Here is a 21137-nt window from a genome sequence, read left to right on the forward strand (position 1 = left end):
CTCCAAGTCCTCATTGGCGCGCGACACCAGGCTGGTGTGCGCAACAGGCTTGGGCAAGCCTAGCCGCCCCGCGGCAGGTTGATGCCCACGTCAGCGGGGTCGGCATAGGCCGAGGCCTCGTCGATGGCGAGGCTCAGCAGGGGCACGATCACGGTCTTCGACTCGAACCCGTTGAGCGCGCGTCGATAGCTGCCGACCTGGTCCCAGTGGTGCACCAGCGCCCACAGGTCGGGTTCGTCCAGGTTCTGCACCAGGTCGATCGAGACCAGCCCGGCCTTCGTACGGAACAATTCCACGGCGGCGCTGGCCTGGGCCACGAAGACATCACGCTGGGCCTCGGGCACACGGAAACGGTTGACGACGAGCATGCCGCAGAGCCTACGGCTGCTCAGCCGAACAAACCCGATGCCACCACGCCGTCCTTGCCGAACCCGCCCGGGACCGCGAAGACCGCCGAGCCGATGGCCGTGGTCCACTCGTTCAACGCGTCCGATTCGTCCAGCCGCTTCTGCACCGGCGTGAACACCTCGGGCACCGATGACTGGAAGGCCATGAACACCAGACCCGACGTGGCGACAGCCAAGCCGTCGCGCTGTTCGGTGACCGAATAGTTCACCGAGCGGCGCAGCATCGTGCGCCCGCGGTTCTCGGACGGGTGCGCCAGCCGGGCATGCGCGTTCAGGGGAATCACCGGCTGCCCGTCGGGGCCCTTCGCCGCCAGGTCGAGCTGGTCGAACTCGGACGAGCCGGTCAGCGGTGCGCCGTCGGCCAGGTTGCGGCCCATCGCCAGTTCCTGGCGGTCGCGGACGAGTTCATCCCACGTCGTCAGGTTCATCTCGATGCGCCGCACGACCAGGGTGGTGCCACCGCTGAACCACGCCTGGTCGTCCTCGGCCCAGATCATCTCGGCCGAGTTGGCGGTGACGTTGCCGGTGCCGTCGACCTGCCCGAACAGGTTGCGCCCGGTCACCGGAAGTCCATCGGCCCCCACGCCCCGCCATGACCCTTGCTGCGACCAGCGCAGCGACGCAAACGTGCGGGCGTCCCGGGTGAGGATGCGTTCCGCATACGCGACGGTGGTGGGGTCGTCGGCAGAGATGAGCACCAGCAGGTCTCCCCCGCTGTATTCGGGGCGCAACTTGTCATGCTTCATGGGCGGCACGTCGGCCAGCCCGGCCGGCTTCCTGTCGACCAACCCCGGGATGCGGAAGACCCCCGGCCCGAACCCGAAGGTGACGCTGAGTGACACGTTCGGCTGGGCCAGGTCGGGCTGTGGGTCCCCCGGCACGGGAACACCCGACATCAGCGCCTGTGCGTCGTGGCTCCAGATGGTCATCAGCCGGCGCAGCGCGTCCTTCGTCGTGCCCGGGTTGAGGTCGAGCGCCAGCACCGTCGTGGCCGCAGGCACCCGGGTGGTGATCCCGGCCTGGTGCGCCCCGTGCGAGTCCCACGTGCGCCCGCGGGCGTCGTCCGGGTTGAGGCTCGGCACCGTGGACGAACCCTGTCGCTCGCCTGCGTTGAGCGCCGCCGCGGTGCCCAGCGCCGCCGCGGTGGCGGCGCCGGTGGCAGCGAGCCCGAACAGCCCGCGACGGCCGAGCCCGGGGGTGGGGTCGGTGCTCACGGCGTCGGTGACCCGCTCGGGGTGTGGTAGTGGTCCTCCTCCTCGGTGAATTCCTTCACCATGGCCTTGACCGTTTCGACCTGGCCGTTGTCGAACTCGAGGGTGAGGGTGACCTCGTCGCCGATCGGCAGGGCCTTCGTGAGGCCCATCAACATGATGTGGTTGCCGCCCGAGACCAGGTGGCGGTGCGAGCCCGGTTCGATGATGACCGACTCGACCTGGCGCATCACTTTTTTGCCCTCGACCGTCGCCATCTCGTGCAACTCGGTCGACGTGGCCACCTCGCAGCTGGCCTTCACCAGGGCGACCGGCTTGTCCGAGGGGTTCGCGAGGTCCATGAAGGCGGCGCTCATGGTCACGTCCTTGGCGCCGTCGGTGGTGCGCACCCAGGGTTGCGAGACGATGATCTTCGGCGTCTCGGTGGGTGTGCCCGAGGGCTCGTCGGAACCGCAGGCAGCGAGGCTGCCCGCGGCAGTCAGGGCGGCGCCACCCAGGGCAAGGCGCAGGAATCCACGTCGAATCACCCGGTCAGGGTACCTGCGGGGGCAGCCGGACCCCGAATCATGGTGAGCCCGGTCACAGCGGCCACGCGGGTAGCATGGCAGCATCATGTCGACCCCAGCACGCACCTCGTCACCCGTCCGCCAGACCCGCCAGCGGGCCGCCATCCGCGACCTGTTCGCCGGCGGCGACGAGTTCCGGACGGCCCAGCAGGTGCACGGCGTGCTCGAACGCCAGGGCGACAAGGTGGGGCTGGCCACCGTCTATCGCGCACTGCAGGCGATGGCCGAGGCGGGCGAACTCGACGCGGTGCGTTCCCCCGACGGCGACATGACCTACCGGGCTTGTTCGTCGGGCCACCACCACCACCTGATCTGCCGCAACTGCGGCAAGGCCGTCGAGATCGAGGCCAGCGCCGTCGAGGCGTGGGCCGACAGGGTGGCGGCGCAGTACGGGTTCCGCGATGCCGGCCACGAGCTCGAGATGTTCGGGCTCTGTCAGGACTGCTGAGGATCAGGACTGCTGGGGGTCGCGCCCCTGCCAGCTGCGTTCGAGGTAGTTCATCGTGCGCAGCCCGTGGTCGAGGTGCCACTGGGTGTAGGCGCTGACCATGCCCGTCACCTGTCGATGCACCGGTACGGCCGCGCCCGTGATCACGTCCCAGGCACCGGTGAGCAGCCCCTGCAGCAGCAATTGCTCGTCCGCCGTGACCCGCACCGACCCGGGAGCGCGGTGGCGCAGGCAGACCAGCCCACCGGCCATCGGTGAGAACCAGACCTGGTCGGGCTGGCCGGGTTCGGGCAGCGCGACCCCGCAGCGGGCACACGCATCGAGCGTCGGCGCATAACCCGCAATCGCCTGGGCACGCAGCAGGTACGAGTTGAGCACCATCGGCGCTGTCCGCGCCGAGGCTTCGGGTCGGCCGGTCTGGGCCAGTGTGCGCACGGCCCCGGCGAGCAGCAGGTACTGCTGGAGCGCCGGTTCACCCTCGACGGGCACGAGCTTGTCGACGGTCTCGAGCATCACCTGGCCAGCGGTGAACAGCTCATAATCGGCGGTCAGCGGGTCGGCCCAGGCGTGCAATTGCACGGCCTGGGTGACGATGTCGAGGTTGCGGCCCTCGGCCAGCTGCAGGTCGACGTGGCTGAACGGCTCAAGCCGGCCGCCGAACTTGCTCGACGTGCGGCGCACACCGCGCGCCACCGCGCGCACCTTGCCGTGCACGCGGGTGAACACGGTGATGATGCGGTCGGCCTCGCCCAGCTTGTGGGTGCGAAGCACGATCGCCTCGTCACGGTAGGTGGGCATGGTGCCCATTCTTCCACCGGACTTGCCCGCACTTGCGTTCAAGTCTTGACTACAAGCCCGCGTGCACAGATTATTGGCACCATGTCACGCGGCACCGCTGCCCCCCGGGCCAATCGCAATCCGGGTTCGCAGCCTGCCCTGCGACGGCAGAACACCCAGCGCGTGCTCGAGACGCTGGCCCAGGGCGGCCCCACCACCCAGGCCAAGCTGGCAAGGGCCACCGGCCTGTCGACGGGCACGATCTCGAACATCGTCAAAGACCTGCACGCCGAGCACAAGATCATCACCCGCCCCGTCGTCGACTCGGGACGCCGGGCCATCGAGATCTCGCTCAACGATTCGCGCACCGCCGTCGGGCTCGACATCGATGCGACCTCGATGCGCATGGTGCTCACCCACATGGACCACGCGGTCATCAGCGAGGTCATCGCCCCGCTGCCGTTCGGCCACCGCCCGGCCGACACCCTGCGCCGGGCACGCATGCTGATGGACGAGCACCTCGACCGCGCGGGCATCCCCCGCGGCGACGTCATCGGGGTGGGGGTCAGCCTGCCGACGATCCTCGACCATGAGCGCAAGCCGCTGGTGCATGACCCAGGCTTCCCGGAATGGTTCGGCAATGACCTGGCAGCCCTGGCCGGGTCGACGTTCACCCAGCCCGTGCACTTCGAGAACGATGCCAACGTGCAGGCATTGGCCCACGTGACCTGGGGACCCTATTCGCTCAGCAGCATTGTGGCCACGGTCAAGGCGTCCTCGGGCATCGGCGCCGGGTTGATGGTGCACGGCCACATCATGCGAGGTGCGTTCGGCGGCACCGGCGAGATCGGCCACCTGCAGATCGTGCCGCTGGGCGAACTGTGCCACTGCGGCAACCGTGGTTGCCTGCAGGCGGTCGCGTCAGTCGACCACGTCCTCGCGAACATCCGGCGCGTCAAACGGCTGCACGACACCCCGAGCATCGACGACGTGGTGGCGCTCGCCCGCCGCCGCGACCCTGCGGCACTCAAGGTCTTCGACGAGGCCGGGCGCGCGATCGGCACGGCACTGGCCAGCCTGGTCACGCTGGTCAACCCCCACGCCATCGTCATCTCGGGCCCGTTGGCGCCGGTCGGTTCGGCGCTCCTCGACCCCATCTCGAGATCCATGACCCGGTATGCGCACCCCGCCATCGGCCCGCGTACCGTGGTGTCGATGTCACAGCTCGGACCCCGGGCCGAGGCCCTGGGCGCCGCTGCCCTGGCCGCCCAGAGCGCTGTCGCTGCGGCATCCTGAACCCGTTTGATCACAATTTCGACACGAGACCGCAGGCCATGCGTTCAAGAGTTGACGACAAGTTTGCTGCTCCCTAACGTATGTGGAGCGGCTATGCCCCAGCCGGACGAAGAAGTCAGAGAAGGAGGCACGATGACCGACCCACATGTCATCCTGTCGATGCGCCACATCACCAAGACGTTCCCCGGTGTGAAGGCGCTGGACGACGTGAACCTCACGGTGCGCCGCGGCGAGATCCACGCCATCTGCGGCGAGAACGGCGCTGGCAAGTCCACGCTCATGAAGGTGCTCTCGGGCGTCTACCCGCACGGCAGCTACACCGGCGAGATCGAGTTCGACGGCCGGGCCGGCGAGTTCGCGAACATCAGCCAGTCCGAGGCTGCCGGCATCGTGATCATCCACCAGGAACTGGCGCTGGTCCCCGAGTTGTCGATCACCGAGAACATCTTCCTCGGCAACGAGCAGACCCGTTTCGGGGCGATCGACTGGCCGGCCACCACGCACAGGGCCACCGAACTGCTGGCCCGCGTCGGGCTCGTTGAGAACCCGTCGACCCCCATCAAGAATCTGGGCGTCGGCAAGCAGCAACTGGTCGAGATCGCCAAGGCGATGACCAAGAACGTCAAGCTGCTGATCCTGGACGAACCCACGGCCGCACTGAACGAGACCGACTCCGAGCACCTGCTCGACCTGCTGCGCGGGCTGCGCTCGCGGGGCACCACCTGCATCATGATCAGCCACAAGCTCAACGAGATCACCGAGATCGCCGACAGCATCACCATCATCCGCGACGGCCGCACCGTCGAGACGCTGCCGGTCACCGCCGACATCGACGAGAACCGGGTCATCCGCGGCATGGTGGGCCGGCCGCTGTCGTCCCGGTTCCCCGACTACACGCCGAACATCGGCGAGGAGTTCTTCGTCGTCAAGGACTGGACCGTTGCCCACCCGCAGACCCCCGATCGGCTCATTTGCAAAGGGTCAAGCTTCACGGTCAAGCGCGGTGAGATCGTCGGCTTCGCGGGGCTGATGGGTGCCGGCCGCACCGAACTGGCCCGGTCGCTGTTCGGCCACAGCTACGGCACCTTCAGGGGCGGCGAGGTCACCATGGATGGCCGCCCCATCAACGTCTCGTCCGTGCCGCACGCCATCAAGAGCGGGCTCGCCTATGTGACCGAAGACCGCAAGGTGCTGGGGTTCAATGCCCTCGACACGATCGAGCAGACGACCGTGTCGGCCGGGCTCGACCGGATCAGCAACTGGGCCGGCGTCATCGACGAGAACGCGCAGTTCAATGCCGCCGAGGACTACCGTCGCCAGCTGCGCACCAAGACCCCATCGGTCAAGGAGTACATCAGCAAGCTCTCGGGCGGCAACCAGCAAAAGGTCGTGCTGTCGAAATGGCTGTTCACCCAGCCCGACCTGCTGATCCTCGACGAACCCACCCGCGGCATTGACGTGGGTGCCAAGTTCGAGATCTACGGCATCATCCAGCAGCTGGCGAGCAGCGGCAAGGGCGTCATCGTGATCAGCTCTGAACTGCCAGAACTGTTGGGCCTGTGCGACCGCATCTACACGATCGCCGAGGGCGCCATCACCGGCTGCCTCACGCGGGACGAGGCCGACCAGGAGTCGCTGATGCGACTGATGACGATCGGCACGACCAAGACCCATACCGACATCAACCCCGAGGACCTCCTCGAACAACCCGCCGACAGGATCGAACAATGAAATACCTGAAGCAGCTTTTCAGCGGCGATGTCCGCCAGTTCGGCATGCTGTTTGCCCTGCTGGCACTGATCATCTTCTTCCAGTGGCAGAGCGGCGGCAACGTGCTGACGCCCACCAACATGATGAACCTGCTGAACGGCAACTCCTACATCCTGGTGCTGGCCATTGGCATGGTGCTGGTGATCATCGCCGGCCACATCGACCTCTCGGTGGGCTCGGTGGCGGCCGTGGTGGGCATCTCGGTGGCCCTGATCATGCGCGACTGGAACGTGAACTGGTTCGTCGGCATCCTGATCGGTCTTCTCATCGGTGCCGTCATCGGGGCCTGGCACGGGTTCTGGGTGGCCTACGTGGGGATCCCCGCGTTCATCACCACGCTGGCCGGCATGATGCTGTTCCGCGGCATGAACCAGTGGATCGGCAAGTCGAACACGATCCCGGTGCCGGCCGAGTTCCAGAAGATCGGGGCGGGCTACCTGCCAGAGATCGGCCCCAACACCGGCTTCAACAACCTGACCCTGCTGCTCGGCATCCTCGCGATCGCCCTGCTGGCCGTGGCCACGTTCCGCCGCCGTGCGACCCAGGCCAAACTTGGCGCGGCCAACGACCCGCTGTGGGTCGACGTCACCAAGATCGTCGTCATCGGTGCCGTGCTGGCCTATCTGACCTACCTCTTCGGCACCGGCCGCAGCGGCACGTCATTCCCGATCTCGGGCCTGATCCTGGTGGCCCTGGTGATCCTGTACCAGTTCATCTCGCAGCGCACCATCATCGGTCGCCACGTCTATGCCGTCGGCGGCAACAAGCACGCCGCCGAGCTGTCGGGTGTCAAGACCAAGCGGGTGAACTTCCTGGTCATGATGAACATGTCGATCCTCGCCGCCCTCGCGGGCATGATCTTCGTGGCCCGCTCCACCGCGTCCGGCCCGTTCGACGGAGTCGGCTGGGAACTCGACGCGATCGCGGCCGTGTTCATCGGTGGCGCCGCAGTGTCGGGCGGTGTCGGCACCGTGACGGGGTCGATGATCGGCGGCCTGGTGATGGCTGTGCTCAACAACGGCCTGCAGCTCATGGGCATCGGCGCCGACGCCACCCAGATGATCAAGGGCATGGTGCTGCTGATCGCCGTCGCCTTCGACGTCTACAACAAGTCGCAGGGCAAGCCGTCGATCACCGGGCTGATCACCAGGAACTTCGGTCCCAAGAAGCCGGCCACGGTCGACGCAGTCGAAGAACAGCCCGACAGGACGCCGGTCACGGCGTCGCAGGAATGACCCTGTTCCCCCATTGACGAGGGCGACGATCATCGACGCCCACGATCTTCCACACACCCACCGGCCAACGACGGCCACACAGGAAGAAGGAATCATGAAGAAGTTCACCAAGGCGCTCGTCGCCCTGGTCGCGGCCGGTGCGCTGGCACTGACCGGTTGCGGCAACAGTGAGCGTGACGGCAGCGGCACCCAGTCAAGCGGTGCGGCTGGCGGGTTCGACAAGGGCGCCCTGATCGGTGTGGCGCTGCCCCAGAAGACGTCGGAGAACTGGGTGCTCGCCGAGCAACTGTTCAAGGACGGCCTGAAGGAAGCCGGCTACGAGTCCGACGTGCAGTTCGCCAACGGCGGTGTCTCGGAGCAGCAGAACCAGATCCAGGCCATGGTCACCAAGGGCGCCAAGGTCATCATCGTCGGCGCCATCGACGGCTCGCAGCTGGGCACCCAGCTGAAGGCCGCCAAGGACGCAGGCATCACCGTGATCGCCTACGACCGCCTGCTCAAGAACACCGACGCGGTTGACTACTACGTCGCCTACGACAACTTCAAGGTCGGCCAGCTGCAGGGCACCGCCCTGCTCGAGGGCCTCAAGGCACGCAAGGGCAGCGGCCCCTGGAACATCGAGCTCATCGCCGGTTCGCCCGACGATGCCAACAGCCAGGTGTTCTTCGACGGCGCCATGAGCGTGCTCAAGCCCGAGATCGACAAGGGCACCCTGGTGGTCAAGTCGGGCCAGACCTCGTTCTCGCAGGTTTCGACCCAGGGCTGGAAGGCCGAGAACGCCCAGAAGCGTTTCGACACCATCATGAGCTCGACCTACGCCGGTGCCACCGAACTGCACGGCATCCTGTCGCCCAATGACACCCTGGCCCGCGCCGCCATGACGTCGGTCAAGGCCGCCGGAAAGGCCCTGCCGGTCGTCACCGGCCAGGACTCCGAGGTGGAATCGGTCAAGTCGATCATGGCCGGCGAGCAGTACTCGACCATCTACAAGGACACCACTGCGCTGGTGAAGCACTCGATCACCATGGTGGGCGACCTGCAGTCGGGCAAGAAGCCCGAGGTCAATGACGACAAGTCCTACAACAACGGCGTCAAGGTCGTTCCGGCCTACCTGCTCGAGCCGAAGATCGTCACCAAGGACAACGCCGCCGAGGTCTACAAGGACGACAAGACCCTCGGCCCGCTGACCAAGGCCTGATCAGCTGCGCTCACATCAACCACTCGCCGCCGGCGGTGGCTCGGGATCTCAATCCCGGGCTGCCGCCGGCGGTTCGCTAGTCTGGTCGCGTGCAGCAGCCGACCGCGACCAGTACCGGACGAGCGATGCGCCGACGGCTGGCGCTGGTGCTCGCCGTGCTGCTGGCAACCCTGGGGCTGGCGGGCTGCACCGAGACCAAGGTGACGTCGCAGGCGGTGCGACTCAGCGCGCGCAGCGCCACAGTGCTCGCGCTGCTCAACCCCGGTGCCATCCGCCCGCCCGGCACCGTGCCGCTGGCTGACGCCCTGCGCACGGCCTTGCCGGCGGCCACGATCACTGAAACCGCTGCCCACGACGACCAGGCCATGCAGGTCGAACAGGCTGGCAACAAGGGCATCGGCATCCTGCTGGTGCAGCCCGTCGATGCCCAACGCATTGGCCCCGCGCTGAAGAAAGCGCACAAGGCCGGTGTGCTCGTCGTCACGGTGGGTGAGATCCCCAAGGACGTCGGCGGCATCGACCTGCACATCGGCTGGGACGAGTTCAGCATCGGCGAGCAAGAGATCGCCAGGCTCGCGGCCACCCTCAAGAACGCCGACAGCACCCAGCACCTCGAGATGTTCGCCGGACCCCGCGACAGCCTCACGGCCATGGCCCGGTTCAACGGGGCCATGTTCGCCCTCAAGGCGCTCAACGAGGCCGGCACCCTGACGGTAAAGTCGGGCCAGACGAACTTCGGCACGGCTGCCGTCGAGTCCGGCGATCAGGCCGCGGCCGCCAAGCGGCTGGCCACCACCTACCAGGCCACCTACCCCCGCCATGAACTGGCCGCGGTGGTGATCCCCGACGATGCCATGGCCCCGACGATCAGGCAGGTTGCTGCCGACGCGGGGCACAAGCCGCCGCTGCTGCTCTCGTCCGGGGCAAGCACTGAGGGCGTCAGGGACGTGATGGCCGGCACGATGCTGACCACGCAGTACCGTGACGCGGCCGTGCTCGCCGCCGCGATCGCCAGGACCGTGACCACCATCACCAGCGGCGCCGAGCTGACGGTGAACCCGCAATCGAGCAGGCGCAACCGGCTGCGCAAGACCCCCGCCGTGCTCGTCTCGCCCCAACTGGTCAGCAAGGACAATGCTGCCAAGGTGCTGGCGGGCAATCCGGTGCTCGCGCCGCTGACCCACGCCTGAGGCCACTAGGCTCGCAGGGTGAGCCCGACAGCCCCCCGCCGCCAGCCGACGCCCCACCCCAGCGGGGCTCGTCCACCGCACCTGCCCCCGGACGCGCTGCCGCAGCACGTGGCCATCGTCATGGACGGCAACGGACGCTGGGCCAAACAGCGCGGCCTGAAGCGCACCGAGGGCCACACGATGGGTGAGGCGTCGCTGCTCGACGTCATCCACGGGGCGATCGAGATGGGCATCCCCTACTTGTCGGCGTACGCCTTCTCGACCGAGAACTGGAAGCGCTCACCCGACGAGGTGCGTTTTCTCATGGGGTTCAACCGTGATGTCATCCACCGTCGGCGCGACGAACTCAACGACCTGGGCGTGCGCATCGTGTGGGCGGGCAGGCGCCCGCGGCTGTGGCGCAGCGTGATCAACGAGCTCGCGACCGCCGAGGCGATGTCACGGCACAACTCGACCCTGACGCTGCAGTTCTGTGTGAACTACGGCGGGCGCGCCGAGATCGTCGACGCGGTGCGCGCCATCGCGGCCGAGGCGGCGGCGGGCCGCCTCGACCCCGACCGGATCAGTGACAAGACGATCGGGCGCCACCTGTACAACCCTGATGTGCCCGATGTGGACCTGTTCCTGCGCTCATCAGGTGAGCAGCGCACGTCGAACTTTCTGCTGTGGCAGTCGGCCTATGCCGAGATGATCTTTCTTGACCGGCTCTGGCCCGACTTCGACAGGCGTGACCTGTGGCGGGCGGTCGAGATGTACGTGCACCGCGACCGCCGCTTCGGCGGGGCGGTGCCGAATGAGGTCACCGCCCCGTAGCAGGGTTCAGGCCTGGGCGCGGTTCACCGCCGAGGCCACGGCCTTCAGCGACGCCGTGAGGATGTCTGCGTCGATGCCCACGCCCCAGTAGACGTCGGCGTCGTCGTCCTCGCCGACCTCGGTCTCGACATAGGCCGCGGCCTGCGCGTCACCGCCGGCGGTCAGCGCGTGCTCGGAATAGTCCAGCACCTTCACCTTGACCCCCAGCTGGCCCAGGGCGTCGACGAAGGCCGACAGCGGGCCGTTGCCCTCGCCCGAGACGGTCTTCTGCTCGCCATGCCAGTTCACGATCGCGTCGATCTGGTAGCTGCCGCCGTTCGAGATCTGGCGCGACTTCACCACCTCGAGCGGGCTGGTCCGGTCCAGGTACTCGCGCGAGAACTGGGCCATGATCTCGGCCGGGGCGATCTCGCCACCCTCGGTGTCGACATGGCGCTGGACGACGCGGCTGAACTCGATCTGCAGTCGGCGGGGCAGGTCGAGCTTGAACTCGCTCTTCATGATGTAGGCCATGCCGCCCTTGCCCGACTGCGAGTTCACGCGGATCACGGCCTCGTAGGTGCGGCCCACGTCGTGCGGGTCGATCGGCAGGTACGGGGCCTCCCAGGCGACCTCGTGCAGCCCCACACCCTCGGCGTCGGCCTGCTTCTCGAGCGCCTCCAGCCCCTTCTTGATGGCGTCCTGGTGCGAGCCCGAAAAGGCGGTGTAGACCAGGTCACCGGCATAGGGGTGGCGCGGGTGCACGGGCAGGCCGGTGCAGTACTCGACGGTACGGCGCACCTCGTCGATGTCGCTGAAGTCGACCTTGGGGTCGATGCCCTGGCTGAACAGGTTCAGGGCCAGGGTGACCAGGTCGACGTTGCCGGTGCGCTCGCCATGGCCGAACAGGCAGCCCTCGACGCGATCAGCGCCGGCCATCATGCCCAGCTCTGTCGCGGCGACGGCCGTCCCCCGGTCATTGTGCGGGTGCAGCGAGACGGCCACGTTCTGGCGGTGGTTGACGTGGCGGGTGAAGTACTCGATCTGGTCGGCATAGGTGTTGGGCGTCGACCGCTCGACCGTGGCGGGCAGGTTGAAGATGATCTCGCGGCCCTCGCCCGGCTGCCACACGTCGGCGACGGCATTGCACACCTCGACGGCGAAGTCGGTCGGGGTCTGGGTGAAGATCTCGGGGCTGTACTGGTAGCCGAACTCGACATCACCCAGGTTGGCCTCGGCATGCTTCATCACCAGTTCGGTGCCGCGGATCGCCAGCGCCTTGGTCTCTTCTGCACTCATGCGGAACACCACCCGGCGGAACAGTTCGGCCGTGGCGTTGTACATGTGGATGGTCGCCCGCCGGGCACCCACCAGCGACTCGGCGGTGCGCGCGATCAGGTCTTCACGGGCCTGGGTCAGCACCGAGATGGTGACGTCCTCGGGAATGGCGTCCTGCTCGATCAGGTGGCGCACGAAGTCGAAGTCGGTCTGCGAGGCCGACGGGAAGCCGATCTCGATCTCTTTGTAGCCCAGCTTGACCAGCAGGTCGAACATGCGGCGCTTGCGGGCCGGGGTCATCGGGTCGATCAGCGCCTGGTTGCCGTCACGCAGGTCGGTCGAGAGCCAGCGCGGCGCCTTGTCGATGCGCTTGGTGGGCCAGGTGCGGTCGGGCAGGTCAACGGGGACGAACGGGGTGTACCGCCCGAACGGCATGGGGCTGGGCTGCTGGGTGGGTACAGGCTGCGGACGGGTGCCAAACGTGTTGGTGCTCATGGTTTCCTCACTGAAAGCTGTCGGTGGTGGCGATGGTCCCTGTGGCCGGCGCTGGGCCGGGGGACGACATCGCGGTGGCGGGCACGACCAACTCCGCAGCGAGGGAGCCGCCGGGTGGGTTCACCGGGCCTCGCTGCGGCAGTGAAGAAGCCGCCGTCCGAACATGATGCGTCCAAGGTACACCCCTTCGCCGCATGGACGACCACCGTTCGCATGGCGGGTCTGGTGTTGACTGGGGCGCATGCCCATCACCCTCGCCAATGTGCGCCACCTCGACCTGGTCACCGGCGAGGCCTCGTCGCCCACCGACCTGCACATCGTCGACGGGCACCTGGCCCGCGCACCACATCCGGACGCCACGATCATCGACGGCCGCGGCGGCATCGTGATGCCCGGCCTCTGGGATGCCCACGTCCACATCGTGCAGTGGGCCATGACGAGCCGCTGGGTCGACGTGTCACCCGCGGGCTCCCCCGCCGAAGCCGCACAGCTGATGGCAGAAGCCGACCAGACCAGCGACACCGTGCTGGTCGGCTTCGGGTTCCGCGATTCGCGCTGGGCCACCGCGCCACAGGCGAGCGACCTCGACGCCGTGATCACCGAACGGCCCGTGGTGCTGCTGTCCGCCGATGTGCACTCGGCATGGCTGAACACCGCCGCGCTGCACCACTTCGGCCTCGACATCGCGGTGCACGACAACGGCCTGCTGCGCGAGCACCACGCCTTCGTCCTGCAGACCCGGCTCGTCGACCAGCCGAGCGCAGTCATCGATGGCTGGGTCGCCCAGGCCTGTCGCGCTGCCGCCGCGCTCGGCGTCGTCGGGTTCGTCGACCTGACCATGGACGAGAACATCACCTCGTGGCAGCGCCGCTTCAGCCACGGCTTCGACACGCTGCGGGTGCGGGCCGGGGTCTACCCGCAACACCTCGAGTCCGTCGCCACGCGCGGCCTGCGCGGTGGCCAGGTGCTGGACGACCACGGCCTGCTGACCCTCGGCCCGCTCAAGGTCATCACCGACGGCTCGCTGACGGCACGCACCGCATGGTGCCACCACCCCTACGCCATCACCGGCATCGGTGACCCCGCACCGGGGTTCGAGTACGGCACCTGCAACGTGCCCCTCGACGATCTGGTGGCACTGATGATGCGGGCCAACGCGCTGGGCATGGAATGCGCCGTGCATGCGATCGGTGACCGCGCCGTGGCACAGGCGCTGGCTGCCTTCGCCGAGACCGAGGCGCGCGGCAGCATCGAGCACGCCCAACTGGTCGACCCGGCAGACATGCCCCGCATGGCCGCATTGGGGGTGCGCGCCAGCGTGCAGCCGGCACATGTGCTCGATGACTGGCAGGCCATCGACACCTTGTGGCCCGGGCAGGCCCGCAACGCCTACCCGTTCGTGGGGCTGGCCTCGTCCGGTGTCGAACTTGCCCTGGGGTCCGACGCGCCCGTCGCCCCGCTCAACCCGTGGCTCGCCATCGAGTCTGCGGTGCGGCGCTCGTCCGGAACCCACGAGTCATGGCACCCCGAACAGGCGCTCACGCTCTCGCAGGCGCTGCGGGCCTCAACCCGCGGCGTGCACCAGCTGGTGGTGGGGGCACCGGCTGACCTTTTGGTGCTGCCGGTGAACCCGTTCGAGCTGGCCGATGACCAGGTGCATGCGCTGCGTCCCAACCTCACGATGGTGGCCGGACGCATCACGCATCAGCGCTGATCAGCAGCAGCCACTCAACAGCCCTCGGGCCCGCAGGCCTCGCCGGCGCCACCGTCCACGTTGATCAGCGAGGGCTTCTGCTGGGGCTTCAGTTCCTCCCAGGTCTGGCGCAGCGCCTGCTCGAACAGCTCCGGCGGCTGGGCACCCGAGACGGCGTACTTCTCGCCGAACACGAAGAACGGCACACCGGTCACGCCGATCTGGCGGGCGACGTCGAAGTCTTCCTGCACCTCGGCGTGGATGCTCGGATCAGCAAGGCCTTCGGCCACCTGCTCGGCGGTCAGACCCGATTCGAGGCCGATGCGCGTCAGCACGTCGACATCGCTGATCACCTCGCCGTCGGCGAAGTGGGCGGAGAACAGTTTGTGCTCGGCGGCATTGACGTCACCGCCGTGGCGACCGATCGTCTTGAGCAGGTGATGTGCCTTGAGCGAGTTCGCCGGACGCACGGAGGCAGTGTCCATCGGCAGGCCCTCGCCGGCCGCGGCCTGCTCGACACCGGCGTGCAGCTGCTTCACCTGCTCGCGGGGAATGCCCTTGCGCTCGGCAAGGTAGTCGGTCTCGGTGCCCTCGTAGGTCTCGGGAAGCGACGGGTCGAGCTGGTAGCTGTGCCAGACGACCTCCACGTCCTCACCGAACGCCTCGGCACCCTTGGCAAATCGGGACTGCCCCACGTAGCACCAGGGGCAGGCAATGTCGGACCAGATGTCAACGCGCAAACTCATGAATGAATCCTTTCATATTCAACCAAGCACAACGCCAGCGGGGTCGGACTTGTTCCTGTATCACTGGACCAACGGGAAGTTCCTCACCCGTGAGCACGATCAAGGTGGGGGTAACGATGGCGCGTCCCAGAACGGCCTCAACGACGTGGCGGTCGCGCATCGACAGCCACCAGCACATCTCGCACGACTCGATCGCCAACCTGGGTCACGACTGGTCGCGGGTCGCCGACCCCGATGAGTCGCCCCAGTACCCGGCGAAGGTGTACCTGCCCCGCACGGCTGAGGACGTCGCTGCCGCCGTGATCGAGACCCGCCAGTTGGGCCAGCGGCTGGTGGTGCGCAGCAAGGGGCATTCCAGCAACCACCTGGTGACCCCGCACGGCCCCGGCACCGCCGTGCTGTTGACCCAGGTGATGGACCAGGTGCTGGCCATCGACGCCGACGCGGGCACCGCGACCGTGCAGGTCGGGGTGGCGAATGCCGCGCTCGACGACCTGCTGGCCGAACGCGGTCTGGGGCTACCGGTGGTGGGCGACCACCGCGACATCACCGTCGGCGGGTTCTTGTCGGTGGGCGGCATCAGCCCCACCTCGCACCGCAACGGCCTGTTCGTCGAGCGGGTCGTCGAGGTCGAGTTCGTGGACGCCGAGGGTGTCATGCAGCGCTGCGGGCCGCAGGATCGTCCGGAGCTCTACTGGCAACTCGCGGGCGGGCTGGGTCGTGGCGGCATCATCACGCAGGCCACGCTGCAGGTCGTGCCCATTGACAAGTACCGCACGGTGCTGGCTAACGACCAGACCCACTACCGCAGCTTCGAGGCCTACCTGGCCGCCACCACGCAGAAGTTGCGCGACCCCGGCGATGCCTGGGCCGCCCGCGGCATGTGGCTCGACCTGGGAAGGGGCAGGGGGCTGGGCCAGTTCTCGAGCTACCACGCCACGCCGGCAAGCACCGGCAAGGCCCTTGCCGACAAGGCCAGCCACGAGGTGCTGCACCGCATCGGGTTGGCGGCCGGCACCGTGCCCGCGGGCATCGACAAGGCCCTCAAGCTGCTCGGCACCGCGGCGACGATGTATGCCCCACCGTTCGCCAGCATGAAGAATGTCGAGTTCTTCAGCGACAAGCTCATCGATTCGACGGTGGGCGACCCGACCCGCATGTTGATCGCGCTGGTGCCGCTCGACGTCTACCCGGCGCTGGTGCCGCAGCTGTGGCAGCTGCTCACCCGCTACCGGCAGCGCCACGCGTGCTTCACCTTCCTGGCCTGCTACGTCAAGGGCATCACCTCGGACTACCTGGCCCGCGGCGGCGAGCGGCAGTTCAGCGAGGTGACCTTCCTGCTGGGCATCCGCCGTGGTGCGCTGACCGAAACCCTGCTGGCGGCCCTGGTCGAGCAGTTCGACACCCTGGTCATCGCCCACGATGCCTACCGCTACATGCACACCCGCACCGTCGCCGATGATGCCCGGCGCGCCCTGATCGACCCCAACCTGCGCCACCTGGCCAGGCTCGCCACCACTCCCTGAGCCGGAGGACGTCATGCACCGCGAGATTGCCCTGTACACCCTCGAAGGGGTGCGTGACGCGCGCGTCACCCACCACCCGTTCACCACCACCGACGGGCTGGGCCTGTCGATGATCCGGTTCAACCGCGACCCGCTCGACGAGGCCCGCGATGTCGTGGTCATCATCCACGGGCTGACCACCTCGAGCGACATGTTCATCATGCCCGAGCACCGCAACCTGGTGACCCACCTGCTCGAGGGCGGTTTCCCCGACGTGTTCACGCTCGACATGCGCATGAGCAACCGGCATTCCTACAACCTGTTCCCGCACCGCTATTCGATGGACGACGTCGCCCTGTACGACTACCCGCCTGCCCTCGCGCTCGTGCGTGACCTGGTCGGGCCCGATCGGCGCATCCACGTGATCGCGCACTGCCTGGGCTCTGTCTCGTTCCTGCTGGCGCTGTTCGGCAAGGCTGTCACCGGCATCACCTCGGTGGTCGCCAACAGTGTGGGCCTCACCCCGCGGGTGCCGTCGTGGTCCCGGCTCAAGCTCAAGGTGGCCCCGGCACTGGTCGAGTACGTGCTGGGCTTCCCCAACCTGAACCCGCGCTGGTCTCAGGACCCGGGCTTCACCCCCGGCGAGCTGTTCTCGCGGGGCGTCTCGTTGTTCCACCGAGAGTGCGACGTGCCCGCCTGCCACATGCTGTCAATGATGTGGGGCACGGGCTGGCCGGCGCTGTACGAGCACGAGAACCTGGCTGACGTCACCCACCGCCGCGGCGGCGACCTGTACGGCGCGACGAGCATGAACTACTACCGGCACGTGCGCAAGATGGTCGAGGCCGATGGCCACCCGTTGAAGTACGACCCGCGGCGGCCAGACCTCTCGTCCCTGCCCGATGACTACTGGGCCGGTGTGCGCGACATTGCCACCCCGGTGCTGTTCACCACCGGCGCCAACAACCGGGTCTTCACCGACTCGAACATCGTCAACCACGCCCGGCTGCGCGACGAGGGCTGCGACCAGCACGAACTGGTCGTCTATCCCGGTTACGGCCACCAGGACGTGTTCATGGGCAAGGACGTCGCCCGCGACTGCTTTCCCCAGATGGTCGACTTCATGACCCGCATGGCCGCTGACCGGGTCGGCGTGTGATGGGCACGACCGAACATGTGGACGCCGTCGTGGTCGGGTCGGGCTTCGGCGCATCCGTCGCTGCCGAGCGATTGGCAGGTGCCGGCAGGTCTGTCGTCGTCCTCGAACGGGGCAAGGCCTACGCACCGGGCACCTTCCCACGCAACCCGTACGAGATGAGCCATGCCTTCTGGGAACCGAAGGATGAACTGTTCGGGCTCATCGACATCCGCTCGTTCCGCAAGCTCGAGGCGCTGGTCTCGGCCGGTCTCGGCGGCGGGTCGCTGATCTATGCCAACGTGCTGCTGCGCAAGGACGAGAAGTGGTTCGTGCACAACTCCCCGCTGCCCGGTGGCGGCTACGAGAACTGGCCCATCGGCCGGGCCGACCTGGACCGGCACTATGACGCCGTCGAGGCGATGCTGACCCCGCGTCCCAACCCCTACCCCGACCTGCCCAAGGCCAAGGCGTTGCGCGAGGCCGCGGCCGAACTGCGACTGCAATCATTCGCGCCGCCGCTGGCGGTCTCGTTCGCGCCCACCCCCGATGGGCAGGCCGCGCCGAAGCAGGTCGTGCCCACCCCTGACTACGGCAACATCCACGGCGCGACGCGGCTGACCTGCCGACTGTGCGGCGAATGCGACATCGGCTGCAACGAGGGCGCCAAGAACACCCTCGACCACACCTACCTGTCGAAAGCGCAGTTCCAGGGCGCCGACCTGCGCACCCTGTGCGAGGTGCATGGCATCACCCCGATCCCCGGCGGCGGGTTCGAGGTGCGTTATGTGCGCTACGGCGACGGGCCCGCCGAGGACGGGCTGGTGCCCCGCACCCACCTGACCATCACGTGCGACACGTTGTGGGTCGGCGCGGGCACGTTCGGCAGCACCGGGCTGCTGTTGAAGAACCGGGTGAGCCTGCCCGCACTGGGCCGTGCGCTCGGCACCCGGTTCTCGGGCAACGGCGACCTGCTCACGTTCCTGATGGGCGCCAGGGCCCAGACCGCCACCGGCGACATGCGACTGATCGACGGCTCGTACGGGCCCGTGATCACCACGGCGATCCGGCACCCCGACGGGCTGGACGAGGACGGTGTCGGGCGCGGCTACTACATCGAAGAGGCGGGCTTTCCCGACTTCGTCAATTGGCTCGTCGAGACCACCCAGGTCACCTCGTCGATGAAGCGCGGGGCCGCGGTGGCCCGCCAGCTGCTGGCGGTCAAGCTGCGCCGGCGCAACGAGTCGACCATCTCGGCCGAGGTGGCCAAGCTCGTCGGACAGGGGCGGCTCGGTGCGAGTTCGCTGCCGCTGTTGGGCATGGGTCGCGACACCCCCGACGGGCGGATCACCTTGAAGGACGGCGAACTCGCCGTGGAATGGACCAGCGCCACCAGCAAGGACTATTTCGACCAGATGCGCCGAAGCATGCGAGACATCGCCGACACCCTGGGCGCGAACTTTCGCGACTACCCGCTGTGGTGGACCAAGCGCGACGTCACGGTTCACCCCATCGGCGGTGTGCCGATGGGTCGCCACGTGCACGAGGGCGTGGTCGACCAGTGGTGCGAGGCCTTCGGCGCGCCCGGCCTGTACGTCGTCGACGGTTCTGCGCTGCCCGGCCCCGTCGGGCCGAACCCGTCGCTGACGATCGCGGCGATCGCCGACCGGGCCGCCGAGCACTTCCTGGAACAGCCGCCACGCTCACGACGGGCCGCGGCAGCCACATGGCAGGCCTCGTCCGAGGTCGCCCGCACCGACGAGGTGGTCGACACGGTCGAGTTCACCGAGCAGATGAAGGGCCACATCACCCTGGGCGAGACCGACTCGCGGCGTGGCTGGGAACTGGGGCGCCAGTTGTCGCAGCAGTTCATGTTCGAGCTGACCATCACCGCCCCGAACATGGCCACGTTCGTCGAGTCGGCCGCGCACGAGGGCAGCTGTGCCGGGTTCGTGCGCTGCGACCTGCTGGGCGGTGAGCTGCCGGTCAGCCGCGGCTGGTTCAACCTGTTCGTGGGTGTCGAGCGCCCCGGTGCCCGCGAAATGCGCTACCGGTTGTGGTTCACCGACCTGGGGGGCACCCCCATCACGATGTACGGCTACAAGGACGTGCGCGATGACGAGGGCCTTGACCTGTGGAGCGACACGTCCACGCTCTACATCACCCTGCTGCAGGGACATGTGCCCCCGGGCGCCGAGGGTGAGGTCGTCGGTGCCGGCATCCTGCGGATCCTGCCGCAGGACTTCGCGAAACAGCTGACCACCTTCAGGGGGTCGGGAAAGAAGCCGCTCACGGCCCTGACGGGGTTCATCGGCTTCTTCCTGAACTCACTGAAGGATGTGTACCTGTCAAAGGGTCGGCAGCCGTGAGCACGACGCACGACGAGGTGCATTTCCTGCACGCGGACGACGGGGTCGCGCTGACCCTGGTCAGGGTGCGGGGTGCCGTCGAGGCGCACCGCGGGCCGGTGCTGCTGCTGCACGGGGCGGGTATGCGGGCCGAGATGTTCCGCCCGCCGATGCCGCACACGTTCGTCGGCGCGCTGCTGGACGACGGCTGGGACGTCTGGCTGGTGAACTGGCGCGGCTCGCTCGACCTGGACCCGCTGCCCTGGACCGTGGACGACGTTGCGCTGCATGACGTGCCGGTGGTGGTGCGCCATGTGCTCGACCAGACCGGGGCTGGGCACGTGGCGGTGGTGGCGCACTGCGCGGGGGCCATGGCAGCGTCGGTGGCGGTCGTGGCCGGGCTGGTGCCAGAGGTGTCGGTGCTGGTCACCTCGGGAGTGACGTTGCACCCGGTGATGGCCCGCTTCGCCAGGCTGAAACTGCACACGCTGCGGCCATGGCTCTCGGGCCATGAGCCCTACATCGACGCGGCCTGGGGTGACGGGCCGGAGCGGCTGGTGCCGACGATCACCCGCACGGCGGTGCGCTGGTGGCACACGGAATGCGACAATCCGACATGCAACATGGCGAGCTTCGCTCTGGGGTCGGGGCGGCCGTCGTCGTGGCTGCACGAGAACCTCAACCAGGCCACGCATGCGTGGCTCGCGCACGAGTTCGGCAGGATCCCGATGAGCTTCTACCACCAGCTCGCGGTCTCGGAGCGGGCCCACCAGCTGGTGACAGTCACCGGGCAGGCTGACCTGCCGACGCGGATGGCCGACCAGGCACCCCGAACGACGGCGCGGTTGGCCCTGTTCGGCGGATTGTCGAACCGGTCCTTCCTGCCCGAGAGCCAGCGGATGAGCCACTCGTGGCTGCAGAAGCACCGCCCCGGCAAGGACACGCTGCACCTGCTGAAGGGCTACAGCCACACCGACCTGTTCATCGGCAAGTACGCGTACGCGGATGTGTTCCCGAGGATGCTGGCCGAGCTGCGCAAGCGATAGG

General features: G+C 67.9%; 18 protein-coding genes. 12 read left to right on the forward strand and 6 right to left on the reverse strand.

Annotated features, from left to right (window positions below; genetic code table 11):
• Positions 1-59: 59 nt before the first annotated feature.
• From ACQCX5_RS12630 to ACQCX5_RS12640, 3 genes are read right to left on the reverse strand one after another with little or no spacing between them, the layout of a single operon-like run.
• Complete coding sequence (locus ACQCX5_RS12630; protein ID WP_434542381.1) at positions 60-368, reverse strand: antibiotic biosynthesis monooxygenase family protein; 309 nt, start codon at positions 366-368, stop codon at positions 60-62.
• A gap of 20 nt (positions 369-388) precedes the next feature.
• The gene (locus tag ACQCX5_RS12635) at positions 389-1621 is read right to left on the reverse strand and encodes a Dyp-type peroxidase (protein WP_434542382.1); all 1233 of its coding nucleotides are present in this window, start codon (positions 1619-1621) and stop codon (positions 389-391) included.
• Positions 1618-2145 carry a copper chaperone PCu(A)C gene (locus ACQCX5_RS12640; protein ID WP_434542383.1) on the reverse strand — a complete coding sequence of 176 codons (528 nt, stop codon included), beginning with the start codon at positions 2143-2145 and terminating at the stop codon, positions 1618-1620. The genes ACQCX5_RS12635 and ACQCX5_RS12640 overlap by 4 nt, the downstream gene beginning before the upstream one ends.
• Positions 2146-2230: 85 nt before the next feature.
• Between ACQCX5_RS12640 and ACQCX5_RS12645 the strand changes: the two genes are divergently transcribed.
• Positions 2231-2632, forward strand: coding sequence for a Fur family transcriptional regulator (locus ACQCX5_RS12645; protein ID WP_434542384.1), 402 nt, complete (start codon positions 2231-2233; stop codon positions 2630-2632).
• A 3-nt stretch (positions 2633-2635) separates the two neighbouring features.
• Here the strand turns inward: ACQCX5_RS12645 and recO are convergent, their stop codons facing one another.
• Positions 2636-3430, reverse strand: a complete 795-nt coding sequence (gene recO / locus ACQCX5_RS12650) for a DNA repair protein RecO (protein WP_434542385.1) — start codon at positions 3428-3430, stop codon at positions 2636-2638.
• An 81-nt stretch (positions 3431-3511) separates the two neighbouring features.
• On the opposite strand from recO, the gene ACQCX5_RS12655 reads away from it, so the two are divergent.
• The 6 genes from ACQCX5_RS12655 to ACQCX5_RS12680 all read left to right on the forward strand — a co-directional run bounded on the left by ACQCX5_RS12655 (position 3512) and on the right by ACQCX5_RS12680 (position 10911).
• Positions 3512-4705 (forward strand): ROK family transcriptional regulator, encoded by a 1194-nt coding sequence (locus ACQCX5_RS12655; RefSeq protein WP_434542386.1) that lies wholly within the window; start codon positions 3512-3514, stop codon positions 4703-4705.
• A 132-nt stretch (positions 4706-4837) separates the two neighbouring features.
• Positions 4838-6436 (forward strand): multiple monosaccharide ABC transporter ATP-binding protein, encoded by a 1599-nt coding sequence (gene mmsA, locus ACQCX5_RS12660; protein WP_434542387.1) that lies wholly within the window; start codon positions 4838-4840, stop codon positions 6434-6436.
• Positions 6433-7710: a multiple monosaccharide ABC transporter permease gene (mmsB, locus tag ACQCX5_RS12665; RefSeq protein WP_434542388.1), complete on the forward strand. Its 1278-nt coding sequence runs from the start codon at positions 6433-6435 to the stop codon at positions 7708-7710. Before mmsA ends, mmsB begins: the two co-directional genes overlap by 4 nt.
• A gap of 94 nt (positions 7711-7804) precedes the next feature.
• The gene (locus ACQCX5_RS12670; protein WP_434542389.1) at positions 7805-8908 is read left to right on the forward strand and encodes a substrate-binding domain-containing protein; all 1104 of its coding nucleotides are present in this window, start codon (positions 7805-7807) and stop codon (positions 8906-8908) included.
• An 89-nt stretch (positions 8909-8997) separates the two neighbouring features.
• Positions 8998-10098 (forward strand): substrate-binding domain-containing protein, encoded by a 1101-nt coding sequence (locus tag ACQCX5_RS12675; RefSeq protein ID WP_434542390.1) that lies wholly within the window; start codon positions 8998-9000, stop codon positions 10096-10098.
• Between the two features lie 18 nt (positions 10099-10116).
• A complete protein-coding gene (locus ACQCX5_RS12680) occupies positions 10117-10911 on the forward strand; it encodes an isoprenyl transferase (RefSeq protein ID WP_434542391.1) in 795 nt (264 codons plus the stop codon).
• Between the two features lie 6 nt (positions 10912-10917).
• Here ACQCX5_RS12680 and leuA read toward each other — a convergent pair whose 3' ends face one another.
• On the reverse strand, positions 10918-12663 hold the full coding sequence (gene leuA / locus ACQCX5_RS12685) for a 2-isopropylmalate synthase (protein WP_434542392.1): 1746 nt from the start codon (positions 12661-12663) through the stop codon (positions 10918-10920).
• Between the two features lie 241 nt (positions 12664-12904).
• Here leuA and ACQCX5_RS12690 point away from each other — a divergent pair, with 241 nt between their 5' ends.
• Positions 12905-14377: an amidohydrolase family protein gene (locus ACQCX5_RS12690; protein ID WP_434542393.1), complete on the forward strand. Its 1473-nt coding sequence runs from the start codon at positions 12905-12907 to the stop codon at positions 14375-14377.
• A 14-nt stretch (positions 14378-14391) separates the two neighbouring features.
• On the opposite strand, the gene ACQCX5_RS12695 is transcribed toward ACQCX5_RS12690, so the two are convergent.
• Positions 14392-15102 (reverse strand): DsbA family oxidoreductase, encoded by a 711-nt coding sequence (locus ACQCX5_RS12695; protein ID WP_434542394.1) that lies wholly within the window; start codon positions 15100-15102, stop codon positions 14392-14394.
• Between the two features lie 116 nt (positions 15103-15218).
• On the opposite strand from ACQCX5_RS12695, the gene ACQCX5_RS12700 reads away from it, so the two are divergent.
• The 4 genes from ACQCX5_RS12700 to ACQCX5_RS12715 are packed head-to-tail and all read left to right on the forward strand — an operon-like array spanning position 15219 to position 21136.
• Positions 15219-16628, forward strand: coding sequence for an FAD-binding oxidoreductase (locus tag ACQCX5_RS12700; protein WP_434542395.1), 1410 nt, complete (start codon positions 15219-15221; stop codon positions 16626-16628).
• A 13-nt stretch (positions 16629-16641) separates the two neighbouring features.
• Positions 16642-17766 (forward strand): alpha/beta fold hydrolase, encoded by a 1125-nt coding sequence (locus ACQCX5_RS12705; protein WP_434542396.1) that lies wholly within the window; start codon positions 16642-16644, stop codon positions 17764-17766.
• Complete coding sequence (locus ACQCX5_RS12710) at positions 17766-20111, forward strand: GMC oxidoreductase (protein ID WP_434542397.1); 2346 nt, start codon at positions 17766-17768, stop codon at positions 20109-20111. The genes ACQCX5_RS12705 and ACQCX5_RS12710 overlap by 1 nt, the downstream gene beginning before the upstream one ends.
• Entirely contained in the window at positions 20108-21136 is a 1029-nt protein-coding gene (locus ACQCX5_RS12715) for an alpha/beta hydrolase (RefSeq protein ID WP_434542398.1), read from the forward strand. The genes ACQCX5_RS12710 and ACQCX5_RS12715 overlap by 4 nt, the downstream gene beginning before the upstream one ends.
• The last annotated feature ends 1 nt before the right edge of the window (position 21137 follow it).

This window comes from Aestuariimicrobium sp. G57 (genome assembly GCF_050110855.1).
GTDB lineage: Bacteria > Actinomycetota > Actinomycetes > Propionibacteriales > Propionibacteriaceae > Aestuariimicrobium.